Below are 17,895 nucleotides of genomic sequence, written 5' to 3'. Positions count from 1 at the left end.
GCGCGATGTGATCTGCCGGCGGATCAGCTCTCCGGGCCCGCGTTCGCCTGCTGAGCGGCCTTGGTCCCGCCGTTGCCGCCGCCGCGTGTGCGGCGCCTGCGGCGCGGCTTGGCGCCCTCCTCGGGGGAGGCGTCCTGCTGGTGACGTGCCGTGGCTGTCGCTTTGGTGGCCGCGGACCCGTCGGCGGCGGAGACCCCGTCGGCCGCGTTCCCGGCACCGCCACGGGTGCGGCGCCTGCGGCGCGGCTTGCGTGCGGCCGTGCCGTCCTCGTCCGGTCCGCCTGCCGGCGTGACCGGTGCGCCGTCGGCCGCACCGTCCTTCGTACCGGCGACGTCGTCACCGACGGGCCTGCCGTTGCGCGTGCGGCGCCGCTGGCGCGGCGGGCGTGTGCGCTTCGGACGCTCGCCGGCCTCGGCGTTCTGGCCACGGCCGCGCGCCGGGCCGCGCCCCGTCTCGCCCAGGTCCTCGACCTCCTCCGCCGACAGGCCCGCGCGGGTGCGCTCGCCACGCGGCAGAACACCCTTGGTGCCCTCGGGGATGCCGAGTGCCTCGTAGAGGTGCGGGGAGGTGGAGTAGGTCTCCTCCGGGTCGGCCAGCCCGAGCTCCAGCGCCTTGTTGATCAGCTGCCAGCGCGGGATGTCGTCCCAGTCGACGAGGGTCACGGCCGTACCGGAGGCACCGGCCCGGCCGGTGCGCCCGATCCGGTGCAGATACGTCTTCTCGTCCTCGGGGGTCTGGTAGTTGATGACGTGCGTCACGTTGTCGACGTCGATGCCCCGTGCCGCCACGTCCGTGCAGACCAGGACGTTGACCTTGCCGTTGCGGAACGCGCGCAGCGCCTGCTCGCGAGCGCCCTGGCCCAGATCGCCGTGGACGGCGCCCGCGGCGAAGCCGCGCCGGGCGAGCTGGTCGGCGACGTCGGCCGCCGTCCGCTTCGTACGGCAGAAGATCATCGCGAGTTCGCAGCCCTCGGCCTGCAGGATGCGGGCCACCATCTCCTGCTTGTCCATGGAGTGGGCGCGGAAGGCGTGCTGTGTGGTGTTGGCCACAGTCTGGCCGGCGTCGTCCGGCTCGGACGCACGGATGTGCGTGGGGCGGTTCATGTACCGGCGGGCCAGGGAGATGACCTGCCCCGGCATCGTCGCGGAGAAGAGCATGGTCTGCCGCTTCACCGGCAGCATCTGGATGATCTTCTCGACGTCCGGGAGGAAGCCCAGGTCGAGCATCTCGTCGGCCTCGTCGAGCACGAGGGTGCGCACGTCGGAGAGCCGCAGCTTCCTCTGGCCTGCGAGGTCGAGCAGCCGCCCGGGCGTTCCGACGACGACGTCGACGCCCTTCTTCAGGGCCTCGACCTGCGGCTCGTACGCGCGCCCGCCGTAGATCGACAGCACGCGGACGTTGCGGACCTTGCCTGCGGTCTGCAGGTCGTTGGTGACCTGCTGGCACAGCTCACGCGTGGGGACGACGACGAGCGCCTGGGGAGAGTCGGTGAGCAGCTCCGGCGCGGCCCGGCCGGCCTCGACGTCGGCGGGCACGGTGACGGCCTCGAGCAGCGGAAGGCCGAAGCCCAGCGTCTTGCCGGTGCCGGTCTTCGCCTGGCCGATCACATCGCCGCCGGCGAGGGCGACGGGGAGCGTCATCTGCTGGATGGGGAAGGGAGTGCTGATGCCGACGGCTTCGAGAGCCTCGGCCGTCTCGGAAAGGATTCCGAGTTCGCGGAAAGTCGTGGTGGACAGGATGCTGGCCTCTTCTGTGTGACGCGCGAGGAGGCGGCGAGGAGGGTCGTACCGCATCAACCGGGGCGGCGCCTTGCCGGCCCGCCGGTCTGTGCGGGACCACTGGCTCTCGCTCAAGCGCTCTTCACGCGAGCGGTCCCTCATGGTCACGGGACGGTGGGGATCACCGCGCCACGCGGAGGGCTGTCGGGGTCGGAGCCGATCGGGCCTCCGACCGGGCATCCGCATTGCGTACAGGACTCCCGCCGTGGTCCGGCGGGATCCAATATCACTGTACCCCGGATCCGCGCATGTGTACCGGGGCGATTGTTGTGTACGAGTCCACTGTGGCCTCCGAGCCCGGAACCAGGGGCTTCCGGGCCAGGTGACGCGGGCTATCGTGCTCGTCATGGAGACCAATGGGAAGAGCCCCGAGCCGGTGCACACAGGGACCGCCACCCAGGACTGGACCGAGGCTTCCGCCGATCCCACGTACCGGGCGGCAGTGGTGGATCTGCTGGGTGCACTCGCCTACGGGGAACTTTCCGCTTTCGAGCGGCTCGCGGAGGACGCGAAGCTCGCGCCCACTCTCGCCGACAAGGCCCAGCTGGCGTCCATGGCGGCCGCCGAGTTCCAGCACTTCGCGCAGCTGCGCGACCGGCTGGCGGTGATCGACGCGGAGCCGACCGAGGCCATGGAGCCCTTCGCCGCCGCGCTGGACGAGTTCCACCGGCAGACCGCCCCCTCCGACTGGCTCGAGGGCCTGATCAAGGCGTACGTCGGCGACTCGATCGCCGCGGACTTCTACCGCGAGGTCGCCACGCGCCTGGACTCCGACACCCGTGCCCTGGTGCTGGGCGTCCTCGACGACAGCGGGCATTCGAGCTTCGCCGTGGAGAAGGTGCGGGCCGCCATCGAGGAGGACCCGCGGGTCGGCGGACGACTGGCGCTGTGGGCGCGGCGCCTGATGGGGGAGGCCCTCTCGCAGGCGCAGCGCGTGGTCGCCGACCGCGACGCGCTCTCGACGATGCTGGTGGGCGGCCTAGCGGACGGGTTCGACCTGGCCGAGGTGGGCCGGATGTTCTCCCGTATCACCGAGGCGCACACGAAGCGCATGGCGGCACTTGGGCTCGCGGCCTGACCAAGGACCCTACGGGGACTGCCGGTTGAGGCCGCCAACGGGACGGCGCTTCCGGTGGCCGGCCCCCGACGCCCGAACGAGCGACGGGGACGGGCGGGCGGCGCTTGACCGGGCACGATCGCCCTCCGGGCGCACCCGGGCCGGCTGTCCCGCCGTGCTCCTAAACGTGCGGCGCGCTGGGGACTTTGCGACCCAGCCGCTGTGCCGGGCGGGCGCTCTCGCCGAGAAGCAGTGAGAGGATCGCCACACTCACGAGCGCCGCGACCGTCAACGTCACCAGCGGGTGCCCGCCGCCGAGGACGATGTGACAGATGAGCCCGCCGAGAAGCGCTGCTGCCGGGCCCGTGGCGAGCACGAGTGAACGGTCGGGGAGTCGCTCGGGCAGCTGCCGGGTGGCGGCGTAGGCGATGGCCAGTCCCACGGCCATGGCGCCGAGTGCCTCCCAGATCATGGGGACCTCCTCGGGGTGGACGGCGGCCGGTCCGGCCGCCGTGCAGTTCGAGTCGCTCCCGTACTCCCCGTGTGGCAGGCACGCGAAACGGCGGCTCCCCGAAAGATTCGGGAAGCCGCCGTCATGCCCGACGAATGAGTGCCCGGGCACTCAGATCGTGCCGAACCCCACCTTGCGGCCGCTGTGTTCGCCGATCTCGACATAGGCGACGCGGTCCGCCGGAACCAGGATCCTGCGACCGTGCTCGTCCGCCAGGTTGAGCATGTTCGAGCCGCTGCCGGCCAGTGCGGCCGACACCGCGCTCTCGACTTCTTCGGGAGACTGCTTGCTCTCGAAGACGATCTCGCGGGGCGCGTGCTGCACGCCGATCTTGACCTCCACGGCTATGTCCCTCCGAACGGGCAGTTGAATACGCGGTCAGCCGCGCTGTACGGGCCAACATTAGCCCCACGGCGGCCGGTGCCGGGGTCCGGCTCCGCACGCCCGCAGCGAACAGGCGGGAGCCCCCGCCGGTTGTTGCGCAAGGGCTCCTTCCACTCCCGTGCCGGGTCCCGCCGGGACCCGCGGTTCACTGCATGGGGAATCCGGCGATGCCCCTCCACGACAGGGACGAGATCAGCTTCGCTGCGGCGTCCCGCGGGATGGGACGTCCCGAGCCGAGCCAGTACCGGGCGGTGATCTGCGCCATGCCGCACAGCCCCACGGCGAGCAGCATCGACTGGTCGCGCGAGAGCTTGGTGTCCTCGGCGATGACGTTGCTGACGGCTTCCGCGCACTCCAGGCTCACCCTGTCGACGCGGTCGCGGACGGCGGGCTCGTTGGTGAGGTCGGACTCGAAGACGAGCCGGAACGCCCCCCCTTCGTCCTCGACGTACGCGAAGTAGGCGTCCATCGTCGCCGCGACGCGCTGCTTGTTGTCCGTCGTGGAGGCCAGGGCGGCCCGTACCGCCTCCAGAAGCGACTCGCAGTGCTGGTCCAGCAGCGCAAGGTAGAGGTCGAGTTTGCCCGGAAAGTGCTGGTAGAGCACCGGCTTGCTCACGCCCGCCCGGTCGGCGATGTCGTCCATGGCCGCCGCGTGGTATCCCTGCGCGACGAAGACCTCCTGCGCCGCTCCCAGGAGTTGATTGCGTCGGGCCCGGCGCGGCAGGCGCGTGCCGCGAGGGCGCGCCTCTGTCTGCTCGATGGCTGTCACGCCGCCTCCCTGATCGATCTCTGTGCGCGGTCTGCGCTGCGCCTGCCATCGTACTTTTCGGTAACCGGGCTGTGACTGCCGCGGGCCGAAAATTTCATTCCGGCACTGACAGCGGGCGCGTCATCGGTATTCGTCCTCGTTCAGTTCGACCACGCGGGCCTGCTCGGCGGCGTCGGCGGGATCGACCTCGATGTCCTCGCGGCCGGTGATGGGCTCGTCCCGCTGACGGAGCAGGTCGGCGTGCTGTTCGGCGGCGTCCTCCGGAGGCGCTTCGATACCGGTTGCTGCCAGATCCGGCTCCTCCTCGTAGGTGTCCTCGAAGTTGTCCGGGTCGGTCGGGTCAACAGACATGCTCGCTCCCCTTTCCAGAAGGACGCCTCTTATTCGAGGCTACGTCGTGGCCGTGGTGCTCTTGTGACGACGAACACCGGTGAACCCCTGTGATCGTCTCGTAATATTGCGTCATGTCATCGACCGAGCAGCCCGGTGTTCGGGGAGCATCCGAGCCGGCGCAGACGGTGCCGCCGGCCGGTGATCCACCGGTCCATGACGGTGAGGCCGTACGGTCCGTGTCCCTCACCGGCCTGACTCTGAACATCCGCTCGCGCCCCCCGGCGCGTTCGGGCCTGCCGCCCGCCGTGTACGTGCACGGGCTCGGCGGGTCCTCGCTCAACTGGTCCGCGCTGATGCTGGAACTCGCCGGTGATCTGGACAGCGAGGCCGTCGACCTGCCGGGCTTCGGCCTCTCCCCTCCGCCCGACGACGGCAACTACTCCCTCTCCGCACACGCGCGTGCACTGATCCGCTACCTCGACGCGTGCGGGCGCGCTCCCGTACATCTCGTGGGGAACTCGCTCGGCGGCGCAGTCGCGACTCGCGCGGCGGCGCTGCGCCCCGACCTCGTGCGCACCCTGACGCTGATCTCCCCGGCACTGCCGGAGGTTCCGCCCCAGCGGACCGCTCTGCCCACGGCCCTCCTGGCGGTGCCGGGCGTCGCCGGGCTGTTCGCGAGGCTCACGAAGGACTGGTCGGCGGAGCAGCGGACGAGGGGAGTGCTGGGGCTGTGCTACGGCGACCCGGGGCGGGTCTCGCCGGTGGGTTTCGACGCGGCGGTCGCCGAGTTCGAACGAAGGCTGCGGCTGCCGTACTTCTGGGATTCCCTCGCGCGTTCCGCGCGGGGCCTCGTCGACGCCTACACTCTGGGCGGTCAGCATTCGTTGTGGCGGCAGGCGGAGCGCGTGCTCGCACCGACGCTGCTGGTGTACGGCGGGCGGGACCAGCTCGTGAGCTTCCGGATGGCACGACGCGCCGCTGCGGCGTTCCGCGACAGCAGGATGCTGGCCCTGCCCGACGCCGGTCACGTGGCGATGATGGAGTACCCCGGGGTCGTCGCGTGCGCCGTTCGTGAACTGCTCGTCGATACAGCACGGTTGACGGCTCGTACCGAGGTGGGCGACTCTTCGCCGCCGAGGCCCGTACCCCGGAAAGGTGACTAGTGGGACGCCATAGCCGCAAGGGGCGCGCAAAGGCCGGTCCACCGTCCGAGCAGGCGGTGCCGCGCGGCGAAGCCCCGCCTGCGTACGGCACGGCGGAGTCACCGGCAGGGGCCTCCGGCCTCCGGGCCTCCTGCGGTCCGCCCGAGCCGCGCGCCGGTTCCCCGGACGATCCGGCCGGGCGGAACGTGCGCGGCGGTCATCCCGAGCACCGCGAGCGAGGCGGCGGCTGGGGCGCCGACGGCGCGGGCCGGGGTTCGGAGAAGGGCGACGCGGTCGGCCGGGTGCTCCAGGGCATGCCCGGTTCGTCGGCCGGCCTGGGGCGCCCGTCCGGTCCCCGGCAGGAGTACATCGACGCCTTCGACGACGACGCCTTCGATGACGACGCCTTCGGCAGGGGCGCCACCGGCGCGGCGAGCACGGTATGGACCCCCGCGCCACGCCGTCCGGGCAACCGGCGGCCCGGCGACAGGCCCGCCACGGGCCCGGTGCGGAGCACCGGAGGCCGCAGGCCCGGAACTCCGGGGCCGTGGAACGGCTACGAGGGCCCGCCGGTCTTCCCGCAGGGAGGCCCGCCCGGGCCGGATCCGGAGCGTGACCGGGACGAGACGCCCGCCGGCGGCCTTCCGCAGGCCGCTCCCTTCGTGCCGGCGCAGGCCGAGCGCACGGAAAAGGGCGGCAGCAGGTCGGGCCGGGTGCTCACGGGCCTGATCGCCGTCGCCGTCGCGGGCGTGATCGCGGTCGCCGTCGCGGGGCAGATCGCCGGAAGCACCCCGTCCGGCAACGTGGCGGAAAAGGGCGCCGGCCCCGAACGCGGTCAGTCGGCGGACGGCCCGGCGTCCCGCTCGGACAAGGGCAGGCGCACCCAGGACGACGCCCAGGGCGCGGCGCCGACGTACACGGAGAAACTCGGCAAGACCTTCGACCTGGACTCGGAGTTCAAGGGCAAGGGGAAGTTCGGCGCGGTGCCGGGCAGGGTCGAGGGCGCCGGCGGCGGAGAGGTGGTGCGTTACCGCGTGGACGTCGAGAAGGGCCTCCCGCTGGACGACGAACTCTTCGCGGAGGCCGTGCACAAGACGCTCAACGACAAGCGCAGCTGGGCGCGCGGCGGGGAGCGCAGCTTCGAGCGGGTCTCGAAGGGAGACGCCGACTTCGTCGTCACGCTGGCGAGTTCGCCGACCACGGACGACTGGTGTGCGAAGTCCGGACTGGACACCAGCGAGGAGAACGTCTCCTGCGACTCGGCCTCCACGGACCGGATCATGATCAACGCCTACAGGTGGGCGCACGGTTCGAAGACCTTCGGGGACGACCGGATGCTCGCCTACCGGCAGATGCTCATCAATCACGAGGTCGGGCACCGTCTGGGCCGGGATCACGTCGGCTGCCCCGAGGACGGGGCGCTCGCGCCGGTCATGATGCAGCAGACCAAGTCGCTCAGCACGGCCGGGGCGAAGTGCCGCCCCAACCCCTGGCCGTACCCGCGGGGATAGCGCCCTCTCGTCATTCCGCCTTCCCGTCCTGTAACGACGCCGACCAGCGCTCTCCTGCGTTCTCCGTGCTGCCCGGTGCTGTGCCGCGCACGTCAGGGTCCTGCCGTATTCCTGCCTGCGTTCGGGATTGCTGCCTGCGTTCGGGGCGCGGTACGGGACGTGTGAGTGGGTGCCGTGCCATGAGTCCGCATTGGACACGTAGCGCACCGGAACGTCCGACTGGACGGTAAGTCACCGTCATTCACCCCTTTTGGTGGCGCGACGGACAACCGTCCACCGTGTGAGAAAGCCGCGCATAGCGTCATCCGCGTCACGCCATCGGCCCGCAGAGGGCGGTGGCCCACTCGGAGAACCGGTCGGGGGTGGTGCGTCCATGCGCATCGCATTGCTTACGGAGGGTGGCTATCCCTACGCGCGTGGTGAGGCGGTCGTCTGGTGCGACCGGCTGCTGCGAGGTCTCGGCGGGCACGAGTTCGAGGTGTACGCGCTCAGCCGCAGCGCCCGGCAGGAGAACGGGCGCCGGTGTGAACTGCCCGGCAACGTGACCCGGTTGTACACCGCTGCGCTGTGGGGGGCCGCAGGCGGCAGAGGGTCAGCCGGTGCGCGGGCGGGCTCGTCCGGCTCGTACGGGCGGAGGGAGAGGCGGCGTTTCGAGGAGTGCTTCGGCGACCTGGCCGCGGCCGTGTGCGGTGCCGGACGCCGGGGCGGGGGAGCGGGCGCCGACGTGCCCGCGGGCGAGGACTTCGCGGACGGGCTCCCGGCGGACCGTTTCGCCGCCGGCCTCTACGGCCTCGCCGAGTTGGCCCGCGAGTGCGGCGGAGGCCTCCGCGCCGCGCTCCGTTCCGAACCGGCCGTACGCATCCTGCAGTCCGCCTGCCGCGCACCGGGAACGCTCCGTGCCGTGCAGTCGGCGCGGGTCGGTGACCTGCTGGCGGTCTCGGAGAGGCTGGAGCGCGCACTGCGTCCGCTCTCCCTCGACTGGTACGGAGACCGAGAGGGAGGGCCTGCGGACGAAGACGCCGAGGGCCTGGCGGGTGTCGACGTCTGCCACGCGGTCGGGGGCGGTCCCGCGGCGCTCGCGGGCCTCGTGGCGAAGCGATTCTTCGGGACGCCCCTGCTGGTCACCGAGTACGGCGTCCGGGTTCGCGAGCACTATCTCGCCAGTGCCGCCGATGCGGTCTCCCCTGCCGCAGCCGGAGCAGCCGTACGGGCGCTTCTCGGCTCGTTCCAGCGGCAGTTGGCGCACGAGGCCTACACGCAGGCCCAGCTGATCACGCCGGGGAACACCCATGCGCGCCGCTGGCAGGAGCACTGCGGCGCGCCGCGCGCGAAGCTGCGTACCGTCTACCCGGGCATGGATGCCGGGCCGTTCGCCGAGCTGGGCGAGGAGGCGGGCAGACCGCGCACCGGGCCGGTCCACTCCCGGAGGGCGGACGCCCTGGTCGCACGGGCCGCATCGGCAGACGCAGCCGCAGCCGGGTCCGCAGTCCCGTCCGCAGCCACCGGGCGTGCGGCGGAGGACGCCACGCTCGTGTGGGCCGGCCGCATCGAGCCCTCCAAGGACCTGATCGGCCTGCTCCACGCGTTCGACGAGGTACGGCGGGCCGTCCCCGGAGCACGGCTGCGCATCGTCACGACCGCGCCGGCACGCGGCTCCGAGGCGCGCGAGTACGAGTCGAGGTGCCGGACACTGGCCGCGCAGCTCTTCCCGGACGAGGCACCCGACTCCGTGGCCGTCGGCGAAAACCCCGTCTCCTTCGAGGAGTTGGGCACTCCCGCTGTGCCGGCCCCGGCCGACGCCTACGGCGCGGGCTGCGTGGTGGTGCTCTCCAGCTCGGCCGAAGGCTTCCCCGTCACGCTGATCGAGGCCATGTTCAGCGGACGTGCGACGGTCTCGACGGACGTGGGCGCGGTCTGCGAGGTGATCGGCGGCACCGGTCTCGTCGTACCGTCGCGCAACCCGCGTGCGCTGGCGGACAGTTGCGTCGCGCTGCTGCGCGATCCGGAGCGCCGCGAGCGGCTGGGCGCCGCAGCGCGTGCGCGTGCGCTCGAACTCTTCACCGTCGAGCAGAACGTCGCGGCGTTCCGGGCCATCTACCTGGAGCTGATGTCCCGTTGGCCCGTCGGCGGGAGTCCTGCGGGGGTGTCCGCCGGCGGCGACGGCGGCGAGCCGCTGCCCTTCGCGCGGCCGCCCGAGTCACACGTGCCCGGCCGATGGGCCGCGGGTACGGCCGGAGCCGGCGGCAGGAGTACGGGACACGCGCTGCCGGGAGGGCGGGCGCGGGCAGCCTTCGTACCGCTCGCGCTCTCCGCGGCATCGGCCCGGCCGGCGCTTCTGACCGCGGCACATGCGGGAGCCGACAGCCGGGAGTGTGAGGGCAGATGAGCGTCCACGGACACACGTCCGGCACGGCGGCCGACGCGGGGGCCGGCACCGCTGCGCCTCCCGGCCCCGCCACCCGCCCGTACGAGCCCCGCACCCCGGAGGCCGCCGACGCGTGGGACACCCGCTCCAGGGCGGCCCTGGCCGACGCGAGCGCACAGAAGGCGAAGGGGGGCGCCGGGGTGCGGCCCGTCCCCGCGGTCCCCGGGCAGCGGAGCGTAGCGGCTATCGGTCATCCCGCCGACCCGGTACGGGAGTTGATGCACCGGCACCGGGCACTGTGCGAACAGGTCGTGGACCCGCTGGAGATCGCCGCCGCGCTGGAGGCGCACGGCGTCACCGACCGCGTGGCCGCGCGCTTCCGGCACCGGGACGTCTTCTCACTCGCCGAGGAACTGTTCGCACGTGTGCCACGGGCCGAGGACCGGCGCCGCGAGGTCACGGCCCCGGCCGTCGCGGGCGGAGCGGCCGCCGATGCCGGAGCAGCTGCCGAGGCCGCGGTCGGGGCCGGCAGGCCAGTGCCTGCCTTGCCGGCGCACGCAGTGCCGCGCGTGCTGGTTCCGCTGCTGGTGGTCCTTCCGGGCGTGCTCGCCGCCGCGGCCGTCGCCGTCTTGGCGATCGCCGGCACGGGAACGGGCGAGGTGCCCGGCGTGGCCCGCGCCGGTCTCGTGGCCGCCCACGGGCTCGCATGCGCGCTGGGGCCCGCCGCCTGGTGCGCCCGCTGGTTCGCCGTGCGGGCGCGGCGCGGACTCGAACGCAGCCGCAGCCTGGAGGAGTTCGCGGCCGGAGTGCGGCCGCTGCTGACCGCGGCCGTGGCGCTCTTCGCAGTCGCGCTGACCGGTCTGCAGTTCGCCACGCACGAGATCGTGGCGGTCGCCGGTGCACGGTTCGGCCCCGGCGGGAACGCGGTCCCGCCGCCCGCCGAGCTGGTTGCGGCGGTCTCCGCGCTCGGAGTCCTGCTCTTCGCGGCACTGCTGCTCGCGGTGCACGGATTCCGTGGAACCGCCGCCGCCGGGCTCGTCGCCGCCTGCGCGCTTCAGGCGGCCGCCGCCTCCGTGGCGGCAGCCGCACCGCCGTCGGCGGGCGGCACCGGTCCGTCCGCCGCGGTCGCCTGCGGATGCGCGGCGCTGTTCCTGCTGGCCTGCACGTACCGCCTGCTCGGCAGGGCCTCCGCGCACCGTCCGCAGGACGTCCCCGCCAGGGGTTGTCCGGCGGGTCATCGTGGATCAGCGAGCGGCGTCCGGCGCCGTGCATCGCAAGGCGGAGGGTCGTCCTCATACTGGGCGTATTCGGGCGATTCCGACAACGCAGCAAGGTGCGGTGCCGGGAGTCGCGAGCCCGCGAAGATCCGCCGGACAGGCCCTAAGGCCGGGCCGCCCGGCGCGGCCGGAGCCCGAGGGCTCCGCGAGCGCTGCGAATGCGAACGCGGCCACTGCGGGAGCCCCGGCGGCACGGAGATCTGACCGCCGCCGCCGTACCCGCACACCCTGCGTACGACGCCCGCCGAGGGTTCCGTACGCGACCCGGAGAACGACCCGGAGAACGACCCGGAGAACGACCCGGAGAACGACAAGGAGCAACACCGGATGAACACTGCACGGCCGCCGTACCGCAAGTCCGAACAGGGGGACACGCGATGAGAGTGCTGCTGCTGGGCGCCGGCGGCTACCTCGGCCGCTTCGTCGCCGACCGGCTGCTGGCGGACCCCGCCGTACAGCTGACGGCCCTCGGACGCAACGACGACGCGGACGTCCGCTTCGACCTGTCGACGGGAAGTCCCGGCGCGCTGACCCGCTTCCTGGACGCGGTGCACCCGGGCGTCGTCATCAACTGCGCGGGGGCGACCCGCGGCGGTGCGCGGGAGCTGACCCGGCACAACACCGTCTCCACCGCCACCGTCTGCGAGTCGCTGCGGCGCAGCAGTTGCAGCGCGCGCCTGGTGCACATCGGCTGCGCCGCCGAGTACGGGCCGTCCACCTCGGGTTCGTCCATCGGCGAGGCGGCCGTGCCGCGGCCCGGCGGACCGTACGGGGTGAGCAAGCTGGCGGCCACGGAGCTTGTGCTCGCTTCCGGCCTGGACGCCGTGGTGCTGCGGGTCTTCTCGCCCGCGGGGCCCAGCACTCCGGCCGGTTCCCCGCTGGGCCGGCTGGCGGAAGGCATGCGGCGGGCGATGCAGCAGGGCGACAGCGAGCTGAAGCTCGGAGGGCTGAGCGTGCAGCGGGACTTCGTCGACGTGCGTGACGTCGCGCGAGCGGTGCACGCCGCTTCGCTCTCGGCGGCGCAGGGCGTCATCAACATCGGTACGGGCAGGGCGGTGCGGCTGCGCGAGGCGGCGGGCGTGCTCGCACGGGTGGCCGGTTTCGGGGGTTCGCTGCACGAGCTGGAGCCCGCCGTCGGGGGCGCACAGCCGTCCGCCGCTCCCGCCACTCCCTATCCGGACGGCTGCGGCAGCTGGCAGCAGGCGGATGTGCGAACAGCGCGGGACCGTCTCGGATGGCGTCCGCGCATCGGACTGGAGGAGTCGCTGGCCGACATCTGGATGGAGGCGGCATGCCGCATCTGATGACTCCCGGCAATGCGGTGCGCGCGCCGGCCGGGCCGACCGGCCGCACCGGCTTCGGTGTGCCGGGCTGGGCGCACCCGATGCTTGCGCCCGTCGAGTGGGCGGCGCTCTCCCGGCCGGGGCTGCCGCTGCACTGGGCGGTCCTCGACGTGGCCGGCGGGCCCGGGGCGAGGCCCGACCCGTACTGCCTGGCGGCGGCGGCCGGGCTGCGCGAGTCCGGCGTGACCGTACTCGGCCATCTCGCCATGCGGGACGGGACACGGTCGTTCGGTGAACTCGTCGCCGACGCACACCGCTTCCTCGACTGGTACCGGGTGGACGGCTTCTACCTCGCGGACGCTCCCGCCGAGCGGGCCCAACTGGCGGAGACGGCGCGGACGGTGACGATGCTGCGGGCGCTGTGCGCACAGCAGCGCCGCTACCAGGGCAGGCACACGCCGGTCCCCGGCCCTCGCGCGGCGGGGGCGGCCGGGACCGGACGTGTGCGGGCGCCGGGAGCCCGGCCCGGCGCCGCCCTGGTCCTCGGGCACGGCACCCATCCGCATCCGGGATACGCGGACATGGCCGACCAGTTGGTGACCTTCTCCGGCCGCTGGACCGACTACCGGTGGTCGCAGGCCCCGGAGTGGACGGCCCACCATCCGCCGGAGCGTTTCTGCCATCTCGTGCACGGCGTCCCGCAGCTGCACATCGAGGAGGCGCTGCGCATCGCGCGCTGGCAGGGCGCGGGCACCGTCTGGTTCACCGACAGGACGGACAGGCAGGGGCAGAACCCCTGGGAGGCCCTGCCCGGCTACTGGGACGAGCTCGTCTCGCGTCTCGGACCGGGTGTCTCGGAATGAGACCGTGCGTGGCAGTGTTACGGGAGAACAACCGTACGTTCCACCGACCAACGGAGTCCCCGTGTCGCTGCCACCCCTGGTCGAGCCGGCTGCCGAGCTCACCGTTGACGAGGTCCGCAGGTACTCGCGCCACCTGATCATCCCCGACGTCGGGATGGACGGGCAGAAGCGGCTGAAGAACGCCAAGGTGCTCTGCGTCGGTGCGGGCGGCCTCGGGTCGCCCGCCCTGATGTACCTGGCCGCCGCGGGCGTGGGCACCCTGGGCATCGTGGAGTTCGACGAGGTCGACGAATCGAACCTGCAGCGCCAGATCATCCACAGCCAGTCGGACATCGGGCGTTCCAAGGCCGAGTCCGCCAAGGACACGGTGCTGGGCATCAACCCGCACACCACTGTCCAGATCCACCAGGAGCGTCTCGACTCCTCGAACGTGATGGACATCTTCGCCCCGTACGACCTGATCATCGACGGGACGGACAACTTCGCCACCCGCTACCTGGTCAACGACGCCTGTGTGCTGCTCGGCAAGCCGTACGTGTGGGGGTCCATCTACCGGTTCGACGGCCAGGCGTCCGTCTTCTGGAGCGAGCACGGCCCCTGCTACCGCTGCCTGTACCCGGAGCCCCCGCCGCCCGGCATGGTGCCGAGCTGCGCCGAGGGCGGCGTCCTGGGCGTGCTGTGCGCCTCGGTCGGATCGATCCAGGTGAACGAGGCGATCAAGGTGATCGCGGGCATCGGCGAGCCGCTGGTCGGCCGCCTGATGATCTACGACGCCCTGGAGATGAGCTACCGGCAGGTGAAGGTCCGCAAGGACCCGGACTGCGCCGTGTGCGGTGAGAACGCGACCGTCACGGAACTCATCGACTACGAGGCCTTCTGCGGCGTCGTCTCCGACGAGGCCCAGGAGGCCGCCGCCGGGTCGACGATCACGCCCAAGCAGCTCAAGGAGTGGATGGACGACGGCGAGTCCATCGAGGTCATCGACGTGCGCGAGCCGAACGAGTACGAGATCGTCTCGATCCCCGGCGCGCGGCTCGTCCCGAAGGACGGCTTCCTGATGGGGAGCGCGCTGCAGGACCTCCCGCAGGACAAGAAGATCGTCCTGCACTGCAAGACGGGTGTCCGGTCCGCGGAAGTCCTCGCCGTGCTGAAGGACGCCGGCTTCTCGGACGCCGTGCACGTCGGCGGCGGCGTCATCGGCTGGGTCAACCAGATCGAGCCGGACAAGCCGGTGTACTGAGCCCGACGACCGGCCGCACCCGTGGCGCCGACCGCGCCCGCATGCGCCACTGCTTCAGGGCTGGACCACTGCTGAGGGCCCGGACGCACACGCTGCGTCCGGGCCCCGGCAGTGCGCGCGTCCCGGGACGGGCGGGCGCCGGTGCTTCAGATGGCACCCTTCCGGGTGAGGTGGGAGAACGACAGCCAGCCCGGCCCCACCGGCAGCCACAGCGTCAGCAGCCGGAAGAGCAGCACCGCGGGGGTCGCGATCTCCTTCGGCACGCCGAAGGTGATCAGACCGGCGATGAGCGCCGCCTCCACGGCACCGAGACCGCCCGGCGTCGGGGCTGCCGACCCCAGCGCATTGCCCGCGAGGAAGACGACGGCGATGCTCGCGTAGCTCGCGTCGTAACCGAAGGCCCGTACGCAGGCATCCAGGCACATCACGAACAGCAGCGTCATCAGCAGCATCCCGCCGATGCCCGTCACGAGCTTCCGCGGCCGCTGCACCACGTCCAGCATCCGCGGTACGACGCCTGCGAAGAGCGAACGCAGCCGGGTGGAGACGAACCGGCGCAGCGCCGGGATCGCCGTGACGATCAGCACCAGCACGGCGGCCGCGAGCAGTCCCGCGATGACCGTCCTCGACGGCGAGAGCGTCGGCGTGTGCTCGGTGCCGGTGAGGTAGCCGAAGAAGAGCAGCAGCGTGATGTGGCTTCCGAGCCCGAAGAGCTGCGAGGCGCCGACACTCGCCACCGCGTGCCCCGGCCGCACCCCGGCCCGCTGCAGGAAGCGTGCGTTCAGCGCCACGCCGCCGACGGCCGCCGGCGCGACCAGCTTCACGAAGGAGCCCGCGACCTGGGCGACGACGGTGCGCAGGAAGGGCACCTTCTCCGGCACGAAGCCCAGCAGCGCCATGGCCGCCGCGAAGTAGGTGCACGCGGAGAAGAGCGCGGCGCCGCCCACCCAGGCCCAGTTGGCCTCGCCGACGACCTCTCCGAACTGCACCTGTGTGAGCTGCGAGAGCAGGAAGTACGCGGCCAGCGCACCGGCGATGAAGGTGACGAGGGTGCGTGGCTTGACCCTCTCGAGGCGAGCCGGCTCTATGGGCGCCTGCGGCCTGATGAGCAGCACCTGCTTGCGGATCTGCGCCAGCAGGTCCTCTTCCCGTGCCTCTTCCAGCGCGTCGTCGATGGCGCGCTTCTCCGCGTTCTTCTCCGCGCGCAGCGACTTGCGGTCCGACTTGTGCGCGGCGGCCTGCCACGTGCTCTCCCCGGCCTGGTCCCTGGCCTCCTTGCCGCTGCGTGAGGCGTTGACGACGGCGTCGCGCTCACGCTGCGCACGCTCCTTGGCGAGCCTGCGCAGCGTGGTGCGGGTGCGGCGGCTGAGCGCGATGGGCTGAAGCATCGGCAGGCTGTCGGCCACCGCGTCGGGGCCCAGGACGTCGACCGCCGCGGCGACCGCCCGCTCCGCTCCGGCACGCAGTCCGAAGGTCGTCATCAGCTGGGCGACGTCCATGCGCAGCACCACGTCGCCGGCCGCGATCTCCCCGCTCCGGATGTCCGTCAGATAGACCGTCCCGGAGCTGTCCACGAGCAGCGCGTCGCCGACGAGCCGCCGGTGGCTGATGCGCCTCGACTGAAGCGCCTCGACCTGCCGCCAGGCCGCGCGCATCAGGTCGTCGGTGATCTCCTCGTCCTGGAGGGAGTCGAGGGTGCGGGCCTCGACGTGCTCGTAGACGAGCATCACCGCGTCCGGGCCGAGCTCCGAAGTGGCGATCAGCCGCGGGGCGTTGGCTCCCGCGGCGATGGCCGCGTACGCGAGCAGCGCCTCCTGCTCCAGGGCCTGCCGCAGGGACTGGAGGCTGCGGTTGTGGATCATGGCCCGCAGCGTCAGGCGCCGCCACACGCGGTAGAAGAAGCCGTGCGCCTGCTGTTCGCGGTCGACGACGGTCACGTCGATCGGCGGGCCGTCCTCCAGCGTGACGAGGTACCGCCGGCCGTGGTCGCCCGGCTCGGTGCCGTCGAGGCCCTCCCTGTCCGCCACGCGCTTGGCGCTGACCGGGGTGAAGCCGACGCGCCGCAGCCCGGCGAGCAGGGTGTGCCCGGTCGGGCGCACGTTCGGGGTGCCGACGGCGTACAGGGTGCCGTAGGCGACCGTCCAGCCGATCAGGACGGTGACGAGGATCGAGAACAGCGTCGAGTAGCCGGGGAAGAGGATGGCGAAGGCGTTGAGCAGCAGCACCGCCCACAGCAGCACCCGCCAGCGTGGTCTGCGCGCCATGCCCACGGCCGTCATGTAGGCGATGACCGGCGCGAGATAGCTGTGCACGGGGGTGGTGAGATCGGTGTCGGTGATCTGTTTGGTGAGGGCGTCGCGCACGGAGTCGGGCGCAGCCTGGGCCACCCACAGGTCCACGGCGAGCGAGGCGCCGTGAGCCAGGACGGCGGCCAGGACTCCGTCGGCGATGCGCAGCCCGTCCCGCTTGATGAGCCGCTCGATGGCGAAGGCCACGGGGACGAGCAGGATCGCGATGCTGGACGCGAGCCCGGTGATGCTGATCAGCAGCGGCGGTGCCTGCTGAGTGCCCTTGTCGATGTCCTGTTCGAGGCCGGCCGTGGTGCCGTGCGCGAAGTTGGCGATGATCAGGACGACCGTGATGCCCAGCAGGCCGAGCCCCAGGCGGAGCAGGTCGGAGGGGCGGTGCACGCGTGCCGAGAGCAGGGGTTCGTCGGTGTCGAGGGCGTCGGACCGCTCGGGCGTCCCGGAACCGTCGCTCCGTGACGCTCCGGCACCGGCCGCGCCGTCGCCCTCCACGCGGGCCCCGTCTGCGGCGCGGTCACGAGGGGCGCGGGCCCCGGCGGCGCCGTCCTCGGCGCCGGTCGTGGCGGGGGTGCGGCCGGGCCGTCCGGAGTCCGGCTCGGCCCCGGGCCGTCCGTCCGCCGCCGCTCTCCCGCCGGGCTCACGGCCGGCTGCCGGGCGCCCGGGCTCCCCGGGGTGCGACGGCTCCTCCGGCTGCCGGGGTTCCCCGGGCGTTCCCGAGCCCTCGGAGGTTCCCGAGTCCCCGGGGGTTCCAGACTCCTCGGGGCTCTCGGGGCTCTCGTCCGCGCCCGCCCCGTCAGGGCGGTGCCACTGCACGGCACCGTGCGGTTCGTGCCGTCCCGCCCTTCCGGAGATCCCGTCCGCCCGGCCTTGGGCAGCGCGGGGGGAGGTGGCGCCCGCACCCCCGGCGAGTCGCTCACCTTGCCGCTGCCCGGCTGCCGCTCCGTCCTGGTCCCGTATCACTCGTCACCGCCCCGCACGATCGTGGCACGGCGCGGAGGGGCAGCGGCCGGGCAGGGTCGCCGGGCAGGCAGGGGGAGCTTTGCGGCGCGGCGGCTGTCGGTGGTGTACGGCACCAT

Annotated in this window: 14 protein-coding genes; 8 read left to right on the top strand and 6 right to left on the bottom strand. The window is 72.6% G+C overall.

Annotated elements, in window-relative coordinates; translation table 11 throughout:
* Window positions 1-23 precede the first annotated feature (23 nt).
* Entirely contained in the window at window positions 24-1,793 is a 1,770-nt protein-coding gene (locus H180DRAFT_RS12910) for a DEAD/DEAH box helicase (RefSeq protein WP_055486249.1), read from the bottom strand.
* 331 nt (window positions 1,794-2,124) lie between these two features.
* Between H180DRAFT_RS12910 and H180DRAFT_RS12905 the strand changes: the two genes are divergently transcribed.
* Window positions 2,125-2,856 carry a ferritin-like fold-containing protein gene (locus tag H180DRAFT_RS12905; RefSeq protein WP_055486248.1) on the top strand — a complete coding sequence of 244 codons (732 nt, stop codon included), beginning with the start codon at window positions 2,125-2,127 and terminating at the stop codon, window positions 2,854-2,856.
* A gap of 160 nt (window positions 2,857-3,016) precedes the next feature.
* Here H180DRAFT_RS12905 and H180DRAFT_RS12900 read toward each other — a convergent pair whose 3' ends face one another.
* The 4 genes from H180DRAFT_RS12900 to H180DRAFT_RS12885 all read right to left on the bottom strand — a co-directional run bounded on the left by H180DRAFT_RS12900 (window position 3,017) and on the right by H180DRAFT_RS12885 (window position 4,850).
* The gene (locus H180DRAFT_RS12900; protein ID WP_055486153.1) at window positions 3,017-3,307 is read right to left on the bottom strand and encodes a hypothetical protein; all 291 of its coding nucleotides are present in this window, start codon (window positions 3,305-3,307) and stop codon (window positions 3,017-3,019) included.
* Between the two features lie 150 nt (window positions 3,308-3,457).
* The gene (locus tag H180DRAFT_RS12895; RefSeq protein WP_055486152.1) at window positions 3,458-3,688 is read right to left on the bottom strand and encodes a DUF3107 domain-containing protein; all 231 of its coding nucleotides are present in this window, start codon (window positions 3,686-3,688) and stop codon (window positions 3,458-3,460) included.
* Window positions 3,689-3,875: 187 nt separating this feature from the next.
* Entirely contained in the window at window positions 3,876-4,499 is a 624-nt protein-coding gene (locus H180DRAFT_RS12890) for a TetR/AcrR family transcriptional regulator (protein ID WP_055486151.1), read from the bottom strand.
* A gap of 120 nt (window positions 4,500-4,619) precedes the next feature.
* The gene (locus tag H180DRAFT_RS12885) at window positions 4,620-4,850 is read right to left on the bottom strand and encodes a hypothetical protein (RefSeq protein WP_055486150.1); all 231 of its coding nucleotides are present in this window, start codon (window positions 4,848-4,850) and stop codon (window positions 4,620-4,622) included.
* A 113-nt stretch (window positions 4,851-4,963) separates the two neighbouring features.
* Here H180DRAFT_RS12885 and H180DRAFT_RS12880 point away from each other — a divergent pair, with 113 nt between their 5' ends.
* The 7 genes from H180DRAFT_RS12880 (at window position 4,964) to moeZ (ending at window position 14,513) form a co-directional block, all read left to right on the top strand.
* Window positions 4,964-5,995 (top strand): alpha/beta fold hydrolase, encoded by a 1,032-nt coding sequence (locus H180DRAFT_RS12880; RefSeq protein WP_074466772.1) that lies wholly within the window; start codon window positions 4,964-4,966, stop codon window positions 5,993-5,995.
* On the top strand, window positions 5,995-7,485 hold the full coding sequence (locus tag H180DRAFT_RS12875; RefSeq protein ID WP_254666004.1) for a DUF3152 domain-containing protein: 1,491 nt from the start codon (window positions 5,995-5,997) through the stop codon (window positions 7,483-7,485). The genes H180DRAFT_RS12880 and H180DRAFT_RS12875 overlap by 1 nt, the downstream gene beginning before the upstream one ends.
* A 373-nt stretch (window positions 7,486-7,858) precedes the next feature.
* Entirely contained in the window at window positions 7,859-9,871 is a 2,013-nt protein-coding gene (locus H180DRAFT_RS12870; RefSeq protein WP_074466771.1) for a DUF3492 domain-containing protein, read from the top strand.
* Window positions 9,868-11,331 (top strand): hypothetical protein, encoded by a 1,464-nt coding sequence (locus H180DRAFT_RS12865; RefSeq protein ID WP_055486148.1) that lies wholly within the window; start codon window positions 9,868-9,870, stop codon window positions 11,329-11,331. The genes H180DRAFT_RS12870 and H180DRAFT_RS12865 overlap by 4 nt, the downstream gene beginning before the upstream one ends.
* Window positions 11,332-11,504: 173 nt before the next feature.
* Entirely contained in the window at window positions 11,505-12,431 is a 927-nt protein-coding gene (locus tag H180DRAFT_RS12860) for an NAD-dependent epimerase/dehydratase family protein (protein ID WP_055486147.1), read from the top strand.
* The gene (locus H180DRAFT_RS12855; RefSeq protein WP_055486146.1) at window positions 12,419-13,273 is read left to right on the top strand and encodes a spherulation-specific family 4 protein; all 855 of its coding nucleotides are present in this window, start codon (window positions 12,419-12,421) and stop codon (window positions 13,271-13,273) included. The genes H180DRAFT_RS12860 and H180DRAFT_RS12855 overlap by 13 nt, the downstream gene beginning before the upstream one ends.
* A gap of 61 nt (window positions 13,274-13,334) precedes the next feature.
* A complete protein-coding gene (gene moeZ / locus H180DRAFT_RS12850) occupies window positions 13,335-14,513 on the top strand; it encodes an adenylyltransferase/sulfurtransferase MoeZ (protein WP_055486145.1) in 1,179 nt (392 codons plus the stop codon).
* Between the two features lie 146 nt (window positions 14,514-14,659).
* Here the strand turns inward: moeZ and H180DRAFT_RS12845 are convergent, their stop codons facing one another.
* Window positions 14,660-17,779 carry a lysylphosphatidylglycerol synthetase family protein gene (locus tag H180DRAFT_RS12845; RefSeq protein WP_074466770.1) on the bottom strand — a complete coding sequence of 1,040 codons (3,120 nt, stop codon included), beginning with the start codon at window positions 17,777-17,779 and terminating at the stop codon, window positions 14,660-14,662.
* Between the last annotated feature and the right edge of the window lie 116 nt (window positions 17,780-17,895).

Source organism: Streptomyces sp. WMMB 322, from assembly GCF_900090145.1.
Taxonomy (GTDB): Bacteria; Actinomycetota; Actinomycetes; order Streptomycetales; family Streptomycetaceae; genus Streptomyces.
The sequence above is the reverse complement of the archived record's forward strand: the minus strand, read 5'-3'. Positions and strand labels throughout refer to the sequence as shown.